Here is a 15,860-nt window from a genome sequence, read left to right as displayed (position 1 = left end):
AAAGTTCGCAAAGATTTTTTCGTCTATTAGCCTGTTGAGCAAACACAAAAGTTCGCAAAGCTTTGTCGGTGTAAATCTTGAATCACCAGATTTAAAAATTTAAGTGCGAAGTTTTTATTTAAGTGATTTTCTAATAAAGTTCTCAAAGCTTTGTATACATAAAGCTTTGTAAAATTTTTGTTTTCTAAGCATCCAAATAAGTAAAAAAATCTTTGCGAACTTTGCGATAAAAACCCCACAACACGTAACATTTTTTCAATCACAACGTCATACTGTTTCACTGAATTGTTTAATTTAATCCTGAAATAGAGATGAATAACAGAAGAAACTGGCTAAAACAGATAGGTTTAGGCACAATAGGTTTAGGTTTTATTCCATTTGAAACATTTGCAAATCCATTCGCAGAAGATTACATTTTACCTGATTTTGATAATTCACCAATACTATTAAGGTCAAATGAAAATCCTTACGGTCCGTCTCCGCTTGCTCGTGCTGCAATGGAAAAAAGTGTAAATAATAGTAATAGATATGGCTGGGATCTTTGGTCAGAATTAATTTCGGCAATTGCGAAAAAGAACAATGTTTCAGATAATAATATTTTATTGGGTGCCGGTTCAACTGAAATTTTAGATGTAGTTCTTCAGTATTCCGCTCTACAAAAAGGCAATTTTATAATGGCCGAAACCTCATACGATTATTGGACAGCTTCATCTGAAAAATTAGGCATAAAAAAAATTACCGTTCCGTTGACTCAGGATAGAAAACACGATTTAACGGCGATGTTAAAAGCAATTGATTCAGATACAAAAATGGTCTACATCTGTAATCCAAACAATCCTACCGGAACCATTTGTGACAGAGAAAAACTGGTTTCGTTTATAAATGAAGCAACAAAAAAAGCAATCGTTTTTGTAGATGAAGCTTACATCAATTTTACTAAAGAAGAATCGTTAAGCAACCTTGTTATTGAAAATAAAAACCTGATAATAACCAAAACTTTTTCAAAACTCTACGGATTAGCCGGCGCACGGGTTGGTTATGCGATTGCACATTCTGAAACTATTGAACAATTGAGCATTTTAAAATCATCTACAAATATGTCTGTTAGTGTTGTATCTGCTTCAGCCGCATTAGCTTCTTTAAATGATGAAAAATTTATTCAGCAGGTTTACTCTTCAAACAATGAAGTTAAGAAATATACTATTGACCAACTTACTCAATTAAACCTGACTTGCATTGCGTCTCATTCAAATTTCATTTATTTCTCTTTAGAAAATTATAAAAAAGATTATTTCAAACAATTGGAAAACCATAACATATCAGGAACAAAAATCTACGAAGAAAACGGAAAGTGGACCAGAATTACGATTGGAACCATGAGGGAAATGCAGCTTTTTATTGCCGCTTTAAAGTAAAATTTTATTATTTGTTATTGTACAAAAAATATACGCAAATAAATTATAATCGTTACTTTTGAGCTCAGAATTATCCCGAAGTTTTGGGAATCAAAAAAGCCTTTTATTTATGGAAATCCAATCCAATTTTTCTTTAAAAAACTACAATACTTTTGGCATTGAAGCCAAAGCAAAACAATTTGTTGCCGTTCATTCTGTAGATGAATTAAAAACCGTTTTAAGAGAACATAAAAACGAGAAAAAATTTATTTTAGGCGGAGGAAGCAATATGCTTTTAACAAAAGATATTGATGCGCTGGTGATTCATATTGATTTAAAAGGCAAAAAAATCATTAAAGAAGATGATGATTCTGTTTGGGTTGAAAGTCAGGCAGGAGAAACATGGCATGACTTTGTACTTTATACTATCGAAAACAATTTTGGCGGTTTAGAAAACATGTCACTTATTCCTGGAAATGTCGGGACAACTCCGGTTCAGAATATTGGCGCGTACGGAACTGAAATAAAAGACACTTTTGTTTCTTGCGAAGCGATCGATATCAATTCTCAGGAAATAAAAACATTCACGAATACTGAATGCAATTTTGGTTACAGAGAAAGTATTTTTAAAAATGAAGTTAAAGATCAATATATTATTACATCTGTCATCTATAAATTGACAAAACGCAATCATAAAATCAATACTTCATACGGAGATATTACAGCCGAATTGACCAAAAACAACATCACAATTCCAACCTTAAAAGAGGTAAGTAATGCTGTAATTGCAATCAGACAAAGCAAATTACCGGATCCTAAAGAATTGGGAAATAGCGGGAGTTTCTTTAAAAACCCAATTTTATTAAAATCTGATTTCGAGAAAATTCATCAAAAGTTTCCCGAAATGAAATATTATGAAGTTTCAGAAACCGAGGTAAAAGTTCCGGCCGGATGGTTAATCGAGCAAGCCGGATTTAAAGGAAAACGCTTTGGAGATGCGGGAGTGCATAAAAATCAGGCATTAGTTTTAGTAAATTACGGGAACGCAACAGGACAGGAAATTTTAGCCGTTTCCAGAGATGTTCAAAAAACGGTGTTCGAAACTTTCGGCATTCATATTGAAGCGGAAGTTAATGTGATATAAAAATAGTTGCCACGAATTACACAAATTGTCACGAATCAATTAGTGAAATTTGTGTAATTCGTGGCAAAAAAAGGCAATCAGTTTTTCTCAAATGACAGAAAAAATCTCGATAAAGAAAGTAAATCCGGATGATGAAAAAGTTCTGGCAATCACAGAAGAATTGTCGGAAAATCTTTATCTTCGTTTTGGAAGTGACGGAAAGAATTCTTTTCAGGATTGGCAAAATAATAACTCAAAATTTATATTCGTTGTTGCCGAAATTAATGATGAAATTGTTGGCTGTGGAGCAATCCGCCCTATCGACGAAAATACGGGAGAAGTAAAAAGAATGTATTCGAAATTTCCCGGAAAGAAAATTGGTAAAACTATTTTATTATTTTTAGAAGAGAAAGCAGTAACACTGGGATATACTGATTTGGTTCTGGAAACACGATTAAAAAATGAAAGTGCCATTCAATTTTACCAAAAACAAGGTTATAAAGTTATTCCGAATTACGGAAAATATGTAGATCGACCAGACGCTATTTGTTTGGAGAAATCTTTAAATCAAAATGTATAAAAATGTATACTCCTAATATATATAAAGACGAAGATCCGGAATCAATCAGAACTTTTTTGAAAGAAAATAGTTTTGGAATCCTTGTGAATCAGACTCACGGGAAATTTTGTGCTACACATATTCCCATAGAACTTGAAACTAACGCTGAGGGAAAAGAAATTCTAGAAGGTCATATTTCAAAACTCAATCCACAAGCTGAAGGTTTTGCCGAGAACGATCAGGTTTTAGCGATATTTTCAGGTCCGCACAGTTATATTTCATCTTCATGGTACGATCATGAAAATGTACCCACCTGGAATTATATAGCCGTACATGTTTATGGTCGTATAAAAATTGTTGGCTATGAAACGGGAGTTGAACAACTTAAAAAATTGGTGGACAAATACGAATCAAATTCAGCAAATCCCGTTCGCGTCGAGGATTTGTCTGTAAAAACAATGCGTGAAGCGAGAGGGATTTTTGCTTTTGAAATTGAAATTGACGAAATTCAGGCAACCAGAAAACTATCCCAAAACAGAGATGATCACAATTATAAAAATATAATTTCAGAATTAGAAAAAACCGAAAACCCTCAGGCTATTGCTGTTGCGAACGAAATGTCGAAATGCCGAAAGTAAATTGGCTTTAGCCATTGAAATCTAGGAATTCATAAGTACATTTGCACGCGCAAGATTCAGAAATTAAAAGACATTAAAATCAGATGCTTATAACTTTATTTTACTTCTTTATTGCTATTGTTTTTATTCAAGTTTTCTATTACTTAGGAATTTTTGGAAAATTTGCTTTTGGTAAACCACAAGAGATTACATCAAAAAAACTCCCCGTTTCAGTAATTGTTTGTGCTAAAAATGAAGAAGAAAATGTCAAAAAGTTTATTCCGCTATTAGCAGAACAAGATTATCCTGATTTTGAAATTGTTCTAATTGACGATGCTTCAAGCGATGAAACTTTAGAAGTTTTTGAGCAATTTGAACAACAATATCCTAATATCCGTTTGGTTAAAGTACAAAATAACGAAGCGTTTTGGGGTAATAAAAAATATGCTTTAACTTTAGGAATCAAAGCGTCAAAAAAAGAGTATTTGCTTTTTACAGATGCAGATTGTTATCCTACATCAAAAGACTGGATTACCGCAATGACCTCGCAATTTACCATGAACAAAACTATTGTTCTGGGATATGGAGGTTACGAAAAAATCGAGCGTTCGTTATTGAATAAAATTATCCGTTTTGAGACTGTTTTAACGGCTGTACAATATTTTTCATGGGCAAAATTAGGACTTCCTTATATGGGCGTTGGCCGAAATTTAGCCTATAAAAAAGAAGAATTTTTTAATGTAAACGGTTTTATTGAGCACATACAGATTCGTTCCGGCGATGATGATTTGTTTATCAATCAGGCTGCAACCAAAGAAAATACGACTATTTCATACACATCGGAAAGTTTTACTTATTCAAAACCAAAAGAAACTTATGGAGAATGGTTTACTCAAAAAAGAAGACATATATCTACTGCTGAACATTATAAGTTTTTTGACAAAATGCAGTTAGGATTATTCTTTATCTCACAATTATTTTTCTTTTTATTAGTTATTATATTATTGGCTTTTCAATTTCAATGGATTGCTGTCCTGGCTATTTTAGCAACACGATATACTATAGTATGGACTGTAATTGGATTTTCTGCCGGAAAATTAAAAGAAAATGACCTGAAAGTTTGGTTTCCTGTCGTAGAAATCATGCTTATATTCACGCAAATTAATATCTTTATAACTAATATCTTTTCAAAACCTGTATATTGGAAATAAATTCTAAAATAGAAAAAGCAAAAAAGGGCGATCAGATCGCCTTTACTTTTTTATTAGATTATTTCTGGAATGAAGTGTACGGCTTTATGCTAAAACGTACAGAAAACGAAACTACTGCCGAAGATATTACTATTGAAACCTTCTCGAAAGCTTTTGATAAAATAGCATCTTACAACCCTGAATTTCAATTTAATACGTGGTTAATTGCTATTGCAAAAAATGTATATATTGATTTATTACGTAAAAAGAAAACCAATCTTTTTATAGAAATCACTGATAATGAAGACCAACAGGCCTATAATATTGCCGATACGACTCCATCTGCAGAAGATGCTTTAATCAAGGAACAAAATCTTTCGCGCTTACTTCAGTGCATCAAAGAATTGAAACCACATTATCAGGAAGTAATTCATTTACGTTACTTTCAGGAAATGACGTATCAGGAAATCGCACTTAAAATCGATGAGCCTTTGAGCAACGTAAAAGTAAAATTACTTCGCGCTAAAAAATTATTAGCTGAAATTATCGAACGTAATAGATAATTTATTATCTTTAGATAAAGAATAACACATCATTCGATTTATTCTTAAAAAAGTAAATTATCCACAATTTAAAACTTCGACATTTCTGTTGTTAGCTAAACCCAAAACCTTATTGCTTATGAGTTAACGTTACTTAACCTTAAAATCCATAATCATGTCTAAATCCAGTATCTACAAAGCAAGTTGGACCAATCTTGTTTTCGAAAACAAAAACAAAGAGTACGGTGCGTATCAATTACGCCAGGAGAATTCAAAAACCACCATTACCGCTCTATTTATGGGTTTGCTATTATTAGCAGCTTTAGCAAGTGTTTCAATGTTAATTAACAAATTTAGAACGGTAGCTCCCGTAGAAGAGCCGGTTATTTACGAGCCTTTAACTCCTGTGGACATGACTCCAATTCCAGTTCAGCCAGTTAAACCTGAACCAATTGTTCCTCAGCAACAAAGCGCAGCAGCAGCGCCATCTACAAGTACGCAATTAACACATCCTGTTATTGCTGCACCAGATCAGGAACTCCCGGAAATTGCTACTAACTTGAACAATACGGTTGCTGTAGAAAATCCTTCAGGAACAGGACCTGGTTTGAATACAATGCCCGTAACTGGCGGAGACCCAGAAGTTGTCCCATCAACAGGAACAAGTAACGATCCAGTAAATGTAGTAAACCTTGACAAACTACCTGAATTTCCTGGAGGAATGGCTAAGTTTTACACTTATGTAGGTAACAATTTCAACAAGCCTGAATTAGATGCGGACAGAACGTTAAGAGTATATGTTTCGTTCGTAATTGAAAGAGATGGTTCTATCACCGATATCATGGTGAAAAATGATCCTGGTTACGGACTTGGAAAAGAGGCCATCAGAGTTTTAAAATCACTAAAAACAAAATGGATTCCCGGAGTATTAAACGGGAAAGCAGTTCGAACTGCCTATAATCTTCCAATAACAATAAAAACGGAAGCAGAATAAAAAAACAAAAAGCAGAATTTAGGTTCTGCTTTTTTTATGCTTTTAATTGAATAGTAAGAAATTAAATAATGATTAGTTATAAAAAAAAATCACCGAAAGTCTTAAAGCACAAAACTTAAAAAATTTACGACCTCGCAACTTCGCTTAATTAAATTTTATTCTCTTACTACTAAGAAAAACGATATTATTTTTAATTTTAATTACTTTTACAGCTCCTAAAAGGAAAATCGAAATCTATTAAAATTAAAAACTAAAAAATGGGAATATTTTCAGCTATTCTTGGTAACGCTGGTTCAGTAAGTCAGGAAGATTTAATTAAAAAATACGGTCAGCTTTTAACTGATAATGAAGAAATCGAAATGGGTTTCAAACTTATTCGTGATACTTTCATCTTCACTAACAAAAGACTAATTCTTGTTGACGTACAAGGAATTACAGGAAGTAAAACCGAATACAAATCAATTGCTTACAAAAGCATCACTCGTTTTAGCGTAGAAACTGCCGGAACTTTTGATCTTGATGCCGAATTAAAAATCTGGGTTTCAAGCGAATTAAATCCAAGCATAGTAAAACAGTTTAACAAATCTGTAAATGTATACGATGTACAAAAAGTATTGGCTTTTCACGTTTTAGGCTAAACCACAAAAAAACAAACCCGACAAATTTTAAAATCTGTCGGGCTTTGTATTTTTAAGACTAAGAAATTATTTCTTTTTAGTCGTTGTTTTTTTAGTTGTGGTCGTTTTTTTAGTTGTTGTTTTTACAACCGGCGCAGTATTTACAATTTTTTGCTGCACATATGGTTTGTATAAACCATCTTTTTCTGCTCTGGCTTTAGCGTCGTCAGCTCTCTGTTTTGAATCAGGATGTGAACTCATCATTTTATCAATAAAAGACGCCTCAGTTCCTTCGCTCATTTTAGCCAGAATTCTAAAAGCAGATTCTTCAGCATTTACATTGTAGCCATTTTTCTTTAAAAAGTTATAAGAGAACAAATCTGCTTCTGATTCTTGCTTGCGGCTGAATTTACTATCAATAATTGAACTTCCTATTTTCCCTAACTGACTATCAGTTACACTTGCAATTGTTGCCGATTGTGAAGCTGCTCCCTCTAACAAAGCTTCTTTTCTATATGCTGCCTTAATTGCATCTCTTGAATCGTTATTAGCAACGTGACCAATTTCGTGTCCAATAACAGCTAATAATTCATTATCATCCATAATATCCATTAATCCTGAATATACACGAACGCTTCCATCAGCAGTTGCAAAAGCATTTACTTCTTTAAGTTTATAAACTTTATAGTTCAAGGTGTAACCATCACCTGCAGTATATTTTCCAAATACCCTGTTCAATCTTACAGCATAAGGATCAGTCGCTGCTGCAACTTCATGTTCAGCATCCATTTTATCTACTGCAGCTTTAGATAACGCAGCAGCATCGGCATTACTAAACGTAAAACCTGTTACTCCTTTTTGAACAGCTCCAAGAGCTTTTTCTCCAAAATTAATCTGCGCATTCATTTTAGTAAAACCAAAAGTGGCAAACAAAACTCCCAATACAATAAATTTCTTTTTCATGTTTATATTATTACAATTTAACAACAAATGTATTACAATGTTTACGTATTTCTATTTGAATTAAAATCATTTTATAACAAATAAAGATATAAATATTAAACGAGTTAAAACTAGCCTTCTTCCATTATTATTCTACTTATGTGAATTAAAAAACAAAAACCATCAATTATTAAATGGCATCATGACTTAAAAACAATAATTTAACAGGAGTGCAAAATTATTATCAAATAGCTTTCTAAAACTAAAAACAGATCAATGCCAAATTAAATCCTAAACGAATCTCCAAATAAACTACATTCCTTATCTTTGTACTTTGAATTTTGATATATGGAAACAGTCGTTGAAAATGTACCTGTTGGAAAACCTAAATGGTTAAAAGTTAAACTTCCAATTGGACAAAAATATACTGAACTTCGCGGTTTAGTCGATAAATATAGCTTAAACACCATTTGTACCTCAGGAAGTTGCCCAAATATGGGTGAATGCTGGGGCGAAGGAACAGCAACTTTTATGATTTTAGGAAACGTTTGTACCCGTTCATGCGGATTTTGCGGTGTAAAAACCGGCAGACCTGAAACGGTAGACTGGGACGAACCTGAAAAAGTAGCACGTTCTATAAAAATCATGAACATCAAACACGCTGTAATTACAAGCGTTGACAGAGACGATTTAAAAGATGGCGGTTCTATTATCTGGATTGAAACCGTAAAGGCAATTCGAAGAATGAACCCAAATACGACTCTTGAAACTTTAATTCCGGATTTTCAGGGAATCGAAAGAAACATAGACAGAATTGTAGAAGCTAATCCTGAAGTGGTATCTCATAATGTTGAAACCGTTCGTCGTTTGACCCGTGAAGTACGTATACAGGCAAAATACGATCGCAGTTTAGAAGTTTTACGTTATCTGAAAGAAAAAGGAATCAATAGAACTAAATCCGGAATTATGTTAGGTCTTGGAGAAACTGAAGAAGAAGTTTTCCAGACCATGACAGATTTACGCAATGCAAATGTTGATGTTGTTACAATTGGTCAATACCTGCAACCAAGTAAAAAACACTTACCTGTAAAAGAATTTATAACACCGGATCAGTTCGCAATATATGAGAAATTTGGTCTTGAATTAGGTTTCCGTCATGTTGAAAGCGGACCTCTTGTTCGTTCTTCATACAAAGCACAAAAACATATTCTTTAAAAGTTTAATCGTTTGTTCGTTTAATTGTTAAATCGATTAGCCGAACAAACGATTAACCGAATAAACAAAAATATTGAAAACTAGAATTGCCATAAACGGTTTTGGAAGAATTGGCAGAAATTTATTTCGCTTACTTTTAAACCATCCTGACATTGAAGTCGTTGCCATCAACGATATCGCCGATAACAAAACTATGGCGCATTTAATAAAATACGATAGTATTCATGGTGTTTTACCTTATGTTGTTAGTCATGACGAAAAAGGAATCATTGTCAATAAAAAACATTATTTGTTTTTTCACGAAAAAAAGATTTCGAATTTAGACTGGAAAAGCAATAATATTGATTTCGTAGTTGAATCTACAGGAAAATATAAAACGCACGAAGAATTAAATGCACATCTTGAAGCTGGAGCAAAAAAAGTAATCCTTTCTGCTCCATCAGAAGTTGACACCATAAAAACTGTAGTTTTAGGGGTTAACGAACATATTCTGGATGGAAGTGAAAACATAGTTTCAAACGCAAGCTGTACGACAAACAATGCTGCTCCGATGATAAAAATTATCGATGAGTTGTGCGGAATTGAGCAAGCTTACATTACAACAATACATTCTTACACCACAGACCAGAGTCTTCACGACCAACCACATAAGGATTTACGCCGTGCAAGAGGTGCAAGTCAGTCGATTGTTCCAACAACTACAGGTGCAGCTAAGGCATTAACGAAAATTTTTCCTGAATTGCATGAAAAAATCGGAGGTTGTGGAATTCGAGTTCCCGTTCCGGATGGTTCATTGACAGATATTACATTTAATGTAAAACGTGCTGTTACTATTGAAGAAATTAATATAGCATTTCAAAAAGCCTCAAAAACTAATTTAAAAGGAATATTAGATTACACAGAAGATCCTATCGTTTCTGTTGATGTAATTGGCAATACACATTCGTGTTTGATCGACGCACAATTAACTTCCGTTATTGATAAGATGGTTAAAGTGGTAGGTTGGTACGATAACGAAATTGGCTATTCATCAAGATTAATTGACTTGATTTTATTAATGAGAAAAAAATAGAGAATAGATTCATTGTAAAAGCATTGCCACACATAAAATATCACCTTTTTATTGTGGCTTGTTTTTTTAATTCTTTTGTATTCTCCTACCAAACAAATTACAGATATTGATTCTGAGTTTTTAAGGTTCTTAGTTGTTTTTCACATATTCTAAAATCGTTGCGTCAAAATTTTGATGATGATTGATAAAGGTACTTTTTATAGGTAGATAATACAATTGCGAAACAAGTTTAGCATCTTTTAAACGTACATAATCTTTCTCTGTCGTAATAATTTTTTTATTTCCAGCTTTATTTTGAATCGATTCTAAATCTGAATCAGAGAAATTATGATGATCCGGAAAAGTCAGACATTCGTCACATTCATTTTTTAAATAATCAAAAAACGGAGTTGGTTTTGCAATTCCTGCGAGAAGTAATTTCGATTCTGATTGAATTTCACTTACAGCTATTTTTTCATTTTCTCCATAAATAAAATCATCGTAATCTATAAAAGTAAAATAGATTTGTTGCGAACAAGTCAGTTTTAATTTCAGACGGATTTCTGTTTGTTCATCATCAGATAAATTCTTAGGGCATTTTGTAATTACAATGATATTTGCCCTGTTTGCTCCACTTCTGCTTTCGCGTAAATTTCCCGTTGGCAGCATAAAATCATCGGCATATAAATCGCCGTAGGAGCTTAATAAAATATAAAATCCTGCTTTTACTTTTCGGTGTTGATAGGCATCATCTAATAAAACAACTTGCGGTTTTTCATCCTGCGAAAGTAATTGTATAATTCCGTTCGTTCTGTTAGCATCAACTGCAACCAGAATATTCGGGAATTTTTGGTAAAACTGAAAAGGTTCGTCTCCCAGAATCTCAGCATTTGAAGTCGAACTTGCCAAAACAAATCCTTCGGACTTTCGTTTATAACCGCGGCTTAAAGTTGCCACTTTATACCTATCTGATAATAACCGAATCAGATATTCTATTTGAGGAGTTTTCCCGGTTCCGCCTACGCTTAAATTACCAACAGCAATAACCGGAATATCAAACGAAGTAGATTTGAGAATTCCTTTATCAAAAAGAAAATTTCTGACTGAAGTAATGAATCCGTATAAAATAGCGAATGGAAAAAGTATTTTTCGAAGTATGTTCATAGAATTATTTATCAGAATAATGTCCCATTGCAGAAATTACAAAAACTGTTACAATATCTTCTTCAACACGATAAATTAGCCTGTCTTTTTGATTGATTTCTCTGGACCAAAACCCGGAAAGTCCATATTTCAATGCCTCGGGTTTTCCTGTTCCATGATATGGCGTTTCAATAAGTTCTTCTAAGATTTGAGTGATTTTTTTTATGCTTGCCTTATTACCTGCCTTTAAATGTTTATCTAAATGTGACTTTGCTAATTTTTCTATTTTAAGCCTAAACTTCCCCATATATCTTTTGGATCAACCTCTGTATAATCACCACTTTTAGCAGCCTCTAAAACCATTTTTACAAATTCGGGATTATAGGCACTTTCTTCTTTTTTATTTTTTTTTGAATCTGTTTCGATAATTTCTATTTCCTCAAAACCTTTAAAACTATCAAACATGGCGATAAAAGCTTTCCCTATCTTAGTACGTTCGTTTATTTTTACGGTTAGCGTTTTCATTGTTCTTGATTTAAATACAAAGATACAAAATTCACATTACGTTAATAATAAGAATTATTACCAACGGTAACATTTATAAAGAATAAGGAACAAACTTTTCAAAAGAGCAGCACTTATCTAATTATAATATTTTTCGTTAATTTGTTTTATGAATTCATTTCAGGTTTTAAGTTTTTTCCGTGAACATCAACCTGAAACAAATAAAACCTGAAACAAAAAATAATGAAAATCAAAAATATAATAGAAATTCTCGAAGAAATGGCACCTTTGGCTTATGCCGAAGATTTTGACAATGTTGGTCTTTTAGTCGGAGATTCTGAAACGGAAAGTACCGGAGTTATAGTTTGCCACGATGCTCTGGAAAATGTAATTGACGAAGCCATTGCTAAAAACTGTAATCTTGTAGTTTGTTTTCATCCAATATTATTCTCCGGAATTAAAAAAATTACAGGTAAAAATTACGTTGAACGCGCCATCTTAAAAGCCATTAAAAACGACATTGCCATTTATGCCGTTCATACTGCACTCGATAATCATTCTGCAGGAGTTAACAAAATATTCTGCGACGCTTTAGGTTTAACGAACACTAAGATTTTGATTCCGAAACAGAATTTTATTCAAAAACTAGTTACTTATACCACTCCGGAAAATTCTGAAAAGGTTCGAAATGCCATGTTTCAGGCTGGCGCAGGAACAATTGGCAATTACGACAATTGCAGTTTTAATACTGAAGGTTTTTTTACTTTTCAGGGAAATGAAAACAGTAATCCGGTAATTGGCGAAAGAGGAAAATTACACACAGGAACTGAAATAAAAATTGAAGTAATTTTCGAAAAACATTTGCAATCCAAAATTCTGAAAACTCTTTTTGCGAATCATATATATGAAGAAGTCGCTTATGAAGTTTATGATCTCAAAAATTCACATCAAAATATAGGTTTGGGAATGGTTGGTGAATTTGAGAATGAAATGAACGAAAAAGATTTTTTATACTTTGTCAAGGATAAAATGATTGCTGACGGAATTCGTCATTCTGCCTTTTTAGGAAAAAAAATCAAGAAAGTTGCTGTTTTGGGAGGATCAGGAAGTTTTGCCATAAAAAACGCCATCATCTCCGGAGCCGATGCTTTTTTAACGTCAGATTTAAAATACCATCAATTTTACGAAGCAGAAAACAGGTTACTTTTAGCCGATATTGGTCATTTTGAGAGCGAACGATATACAAAAAACTATATTGTTGATTATCTTCGAAAAAAAATCCTTAATTTTGCCATCATTTTATCAGAAGAAAATACAAATCCAGTTAAGTACTTATAGAATATGGCGAATACGAAAGAATTAAGTGTTGAGGACAAGTTAAGAGCAATATACGATTTACAGCTTATTGACTCTAGAATTGACGAAATCAGAAACGTGAGAGGGGAACTTCCTTTAGAAGTGGAAGATTTAGAAGATGAAGTTGCAGGTTTAAGCACGCGTTCAGAAAAACTGAAAAGTGAACTTGAGGTTATTGAGGATCTTATCAAATCAAAGAAAAATGCGATTGATGAGCACAAAGAAGTTATCAAAAAATACACAAAACAACAAGAATCAGTTCGTAATAACAGAGAATTTAATTCTTTGACAAAAGAAGTTGAATTTCAGGAATTAGAAATTCAATTGGCTGAAAAGCAAATCAAAGAAATGAAAGCTTCTATCGAACATAAGAAAGAAGTTACTTCTAACTTAAAAGAAAAACTTGACGCTAAAAGTTCTCACTTAAAACATAAAAAATCTGAATTAGATGCTATTATGGCTGAAACTCAAAAAGAAGAAATCTTCTTATCTGAGAAATCAGCTGAATTTTCTGCTCAGATTGAAGAAAGATTATTAGCTGCTTACACTAGAATCAGAACTAGTGTTCGTAATGGTTTAGCTGTTGTATCTATCGAAAGAGGAGCATCTGCAGGATCATTCTTTACTATCCCGCCACAAACTCAGGTTGAAATTGCTTCAAGAAAGAAAATCATTACTGATGAGCACTCTGGAAGAATTTTAGTTGACAGCGCATTAGCTGAAGAAGAAAAAGAAAAAATGGAACAATTGTTCTCGAAATTCTAAATATTAAAATCCCGATTTAATCGGGATTTTTTTTGCTTAAAATTTTCCGCCACGAATTACACCAATTTTACTAATTTTTACATACTAAGAATAAAAATTCGTGCTAAATTTGTGTAATTCGTGGCGATACTATTTAGATCCCGTTTCGAAAATTAAATTTTCACCATTAAACCATTTGTTTTGGGAATTAAAAAAGGAATTCGTTTCATTACATTAAAATCTGTTGGGCAATACATCAACTTCCTGAGTTACGTTCGTCCGCAAAAAGCTGTTGCACTTTCATATGCCCTTTTTAGCCAGCCCAGAATTGGAAGATTACAAAAGGAAAGCTTACCTAAAATATTAAAAAATACAGAAACTGAAACGTTTCATCATAATGAGCATCATTTTCAAACCTATATCTGGAAAGGAAACGAAACCAAGATTTTATTAGTTCACGGATGGGAAAGTAATGCTTCGCGCTGGAAAAAAACTTTACCACATCTTCAAAAATCGGGAAGTACTATTATTGCCATTGATGCTCCGGCTCACGGACAAAGCAGCGGTAAAGAATTTAATGTTCCGCTTTATGCTGAATTTATAAATAAAGCAGTCGAAAAATACCAGCCCACAATTATTATCGGGCATTCTATTGGTGGCGCAGCTTGTGTTTATCACCAATATTTATTCCCGAATACGAGTATTAATAAAATGGTAATTCTTGGTGCTCCATCTGATTTAAAGACATTGATTGACAACTACGTTTCAATGTTGAGTTTAAACAGTAAAATATTTTCACTTTTAGAAAATCGGTTTTTAACACATTTCAATTTCAAACTCGAAGATTTCTCCGGACAAAAATTTGCTACAGAATTTAATGTTGCCGGACTAATTGCACACGATACTTCGGACAAGATTGTAGCTTTTGCAGAAGGTAAAAAGATTGCCAGTAACTGGAAAAACAGTCAGTTCATCGAAACCAAAGGTTTAGGTCACGGCATGCACGATGACGATTTGTATGACAAAGTGATTGAGTTTTTATTTTCTTCCTAAAGGCTCAAAGTTGCAGAGGTTCAAAGGGACAAAGTTCTTTTATTGCAATGTTTTGCTTTGAGAAGTCTCCACTATCTAAACAACAATTTGAAAATACTTTAAAAATTCTTTTTCTCCTTTTCCAGTGATAACTATTGCTCTTGAGTTTGCGGTTCTTCTGATCCAGTCTTCGTTGAGCATTTTATTCAATAAAAATGTTCCTATTGAACCTGCAATGTGATTTCTTCGTTCGCTCCAGTCCAGGCATGGTTTTAAAAATATTCGTTTCTGTTTTTGAGCATCTTCAATATTAATTCCAAAGTCTGAGAACCATTTTACACCTTTAGTACTAATTTCAAAAGCATTATTATTTTCTATAATTATTTTTTGCTCTAATAAACTATCCGCTAAAGCGACGCCAATTTTCCCTGCCAAATGATCGTAACACGTTCTGCAATATTTTACAGGAGGATAATTTTCAGTTTTCTTTTTTGAAGTAATTTCAGGTTTCGGAATAAGATTTGCCATTGCTTCGACAACATAAGCAACTTCCTTATTTGAAAACCTATAGTATTTATGACGGCCTTGTTTTTCTACGTAAAGTAAATTGGCTTCAAGAAGTTTTCCTAAATGCATACTTATATTTTGCGGAGATGTATTTGCCGAAATCGCTAATTCAGTAGCTGTAAAAGCTCTTCCGTCCAGCAAAGTCCACATAATTGATGCGCGGGTTGGATCCCCAATTAATGTTGCTGCTTTTATAAATTGATCTTCCATTAAGTATTCATAGTTAAGTATAGAATGAAGTATTCCTTTGTAAAGTTAAATAACTTTGCT

Annotated in this window: 19 protein-coding genes; 13 read left to right on the top strand and 6 right to left on the bottom strand. The window is 33.1% G+C overall.

Annotation, left to right across the window (positions count from 1 at the left end):
• Nucleotides 1-26: 26 nt before the first annotated feature.
• On the bottom strand, nt 27-281 hold the full coding sequence (locus ACHRVX_RS17620; RefSeq protein WP_395334525.1) for a hypothetical protein: 255 nt from the start codon (nt 279-281) through the stop codon (nt 27-29).
• Nucleotides 282-311: 30 nt separating this feature from the next.
• Between ACHRVX_RS17620 and hisC the strand changes: the two genes are divergently transcribed.
• The 8 genes from hisC to ACHRVX_RS17580 all read left to right on the top strand — a co-directional run bounded on the left by hisC (nt 312) and on the right by ACHRVX_RS17580 (nt 7,057).
• A complete protein-coding gene (gene hisC, locus ACHRVX_RS17615; RefSeq protein ID WP_395334523.1) occupies nt 312-1,415 on the top strand; it encodes a histidinol-phosphate transaminase in 1,104 nt (367 codons plus the stop codon).
• Nucleotides 1,416-1,524: 109 nt separating this feature from the next.
• Nucleotides 1,525-2,538, top strand: a complete 1,014-nt coding sequence (gene murB / locus ACHRVX_RS17610) for a UDP-N-acetylmuramate dehydrogenase (protein ID WP_395334521.1) — start codon at nt 1,525-1,527, stop codon at nt 2,536-2,538.
• 91 nt (nt 2,539-2,629) lie between these two features.
• Nucleotides 2,630-3,097, top strand: a complete 468-nt coding sequence (locus ACHRVX_RS17605) for a GNAT family N-acetyltransferase (protein WP_395334519.1) — start codon at nt 2,630-2,632, stop codon at nt 3,095-3,097.
• Nucleotides 3,098-3,099: 2 nt separating this feature from the next.
• Nucleotides 3,100-3,714, top strand: a complete 615-nt coding sequence (locus ACHRVX_RS17600) for an FMN-binding negative transcriptional regulator (protein WP_395334517.1) — start codon at nt 3,100-3,102, stop codon at nt 3,712-3,714.
• A gap of 83 nt (nt 3,715-3,797) precedes the next feature.
• Nucleotides 3,798-4,904 (top strand): glycosyltransferase, encoded by a 1,107-nt coding sequence (locus ACHRVX_RS17595; protein WP_395334515.1) that lies wholly within the window; start codon nt 3,798-3,800, stop codon nt 4,902-4,904.
• Complete coding sequence (locus ACHRVX_RS17590) at nt 4,895-5,446, top strand: RNA polymerase sigma factor (protein ID WP_395334512.1); 552 nt, start codon at nt 4,895-4,897, stop codon at nt 5,444-5,446. The genes ACHRVX_RS17595 and ACHRVX_RS17590 overlap by 10 nt, the downstream gene beginning before the upstream one ends.
• A gap of 154 nt (nt 5,447-5,600) precedes the next feature.
• Nucleotides 5,601-6,419 carry an energy transducer TonB gene (locus ACHRVX_RS17585; protein ID WP_395334510.1) on the top strand — a complete coding sequence of 273 codons (819 nt, stop codon included), beginning with the start codon at nt 5,601-5,603 and terminating at the stop codon, nt 6,417-6,419.
• Between the two features lie 257 nt (nt 6,420-6,676).
• Complete coding sequence (locus tag ACHRVX_RS17580; protein ID WP_065450978.1) at nt 6,677-7,057, top strand: PH domain-containing protein; 381 nt, start codon at nt 6,677-6,679, stop codon at nt 7,055-7,057.
• A gap of 66 nt (nt 7,058-7,123) precedes the next feature.
• Here ACHRVX_RS17580 and ACHRVX_RS17575 read toward each other — a convergent pair whose 3' ends face one another.
• Nucleotides 7,124-7,999: a M48 family metalloprotease gene (locus tag ACHRVX_RS17575; RefSeq protein WP_395334508.1), complete on the bottom strand. Its 876-nt coding sequence runs from the start codon at nt 7,997-7,999 to the stop codon at nt 7,124-7,126.
• A 327-nt stretch (nt 8,000-8,326) separates the two neighbouring features.
• Here ACHRVX_RS17575 and lipA point away from each other — a divergent pair, with 327 nt between their 5' ends.
• Together lipA and gap are read left to right on the top strand one after the other, a co-directional pair.
• Nucleotides 8,327-9,193: a lipoyl synthase gene (gene lipA, locus ACHRVX_RS17570; RefSeq protein ID WP_213306861.1), complete on the top strand. Its 867-nt coding sequence runs from the start codon at nt 8,327-8,329 to the stop codon at nt 9,191-9,193.
• A 73-nt stretch (nt 9,194-9,266) separates the two neighbouring features.
• Nucleotides 9,267-10,265 carry a type I glyceraldehyde-3-phosphate dehydrogenase gene (gene gap, locus ACHRVX_RS17565; RefSeq protein WP_395334506.1) on the top strand — a complete coding sequence of 333 codons (999 nt, stop codon included), beginning with the start codon at nt 9,267-9,269 and terminating at the stop codon, nt 10,263-10,265.
• A 129-nt stretch (nt 10,266-10,394) separates the two neighbouring features.
• Here the strand turns inward: gap and lpxK are convergent, their stop codons facing one another.
• Genes lpxK through ACHRVX_RS17550 form a run of 3 tightly spaced genes read right to left on the bottom strand, consistent with a single transcriptional unit; the run spans nt 10,395 to nt 11,912 of the window.
• Nucleotides 10,395-11,408, bottom strand: coding sequence for a tetraacyldisaccharide 4'-kinase (lpxK, locus tag ACHRVX_RS17560; protein WP_395334504.1), 1,014 nt, complete (start codon nt 11,406-11,408; stop codon nt 10,395-10,397).
• A 4-nt stretch (nt 11,409-11,412) separates the two neighbouring features.
• Complete coding sequence (locus tag ACHRVX_RS17555; protein ID WP_395334502.1) at nt 11,413-11,694, bottom strand: Txe/YoeB family addiction module toxin; 282 nt, start codon at nt 11,692-11,694, stop codon at nt 11,413-11,415.
• Nucleotides 11,670-11,912, bottom strand: a complete 243-nt coding sequence (locus ACHRVX_RS17550; RefSeq protein WP_395334500.1) for a DUF2683 family protein — start codon at nt 11,910-11,912, stop codon at nt 11,670-11,672. Before ACHRVX_RS17550 ends, ACHRVX_RS17555 begins: the two co-directional genes overlap by 25 nt.
• 222 nt (nt 11,913-12,134) lie before the next feature.
• Between ACHRVX_RS17550 and ACHRVX_RS17545 the strand changes: the two genes are divergently transcribed.
• From ACHRVX_RS17545 to ACHRVX_RS17535, 3 genes are all read left to right on the top strand, one after another.
• Nucleotides 12,135-13,229: a Nif3-like dinuclear metal center hexameric protein gene (locus tag ACHRVX_RS17545; RefSeq protein WP_395334498.1), complete on the top strand. Its 1,095-nt coding sequence runs from the start codon at nt 12,135-12,137 to the stop codon at nt 13,227-13,229.
• Nucleotides 13,230-13,232: 3 nt separating this feature from the next.
• Nucleotides 13,233-14,012: a zinc ribbon domain-containing protein gene (locus tag ACHRVX_RS17540; protein WP_072964878.1), complete on the top strand. Its 780-nt coding sequence runs from the start codon at nt 13,233-13,235 to the stop codon at nt 14,010-14,012.
• A 180-nt stretch (nt 14,013-14,192) separates the two neighbouring features.
• Nucleotides 14,193-15,044, top strand: coding sequence for an alpha/beta fold hydrolase (locus ACHRVX_RS17535; protein ID WP_395334496.1), 852 nt, complete (start codon nt 14,193-14,195; stop codon nt 15,042-15,044).
• A gap of 75 nt (nt 15,045-15,119) precedes the next feature.
• Here the strand turns inward: ACHRVX_RS17535 and ACHRVX_RS17530 are convergent, their stop codons facing one another.
• Nucleotides 15,120-15,800 (bottom strand): ArsR/SmtB family transcription factor, encoded by a 681-nt coding sequence (locus ACHRVX_RS17530; protein WP_395334494.1) that lies wholly within the window; start codon nt 15,798-15,800, stop codon nt 15,120-15,122.
• Between the last annotated feature and the right edge of the window lie 60 nt (nt 15,801-15,860).

The organism is Flavobacterium sp. FlaQc-47, assembly GCF_044006475.1.
Lineage (GTDB): Bacteria > Bacteroidota > Bacteroidia > Flavobacteriales > Flavobacteriaceae > Flavobacterium.
The sequence above is the reverse complement of the archived record's forward strand: the minus strand, read 5'-3'. Positions and strand labels throughout refer to the sequence as shown.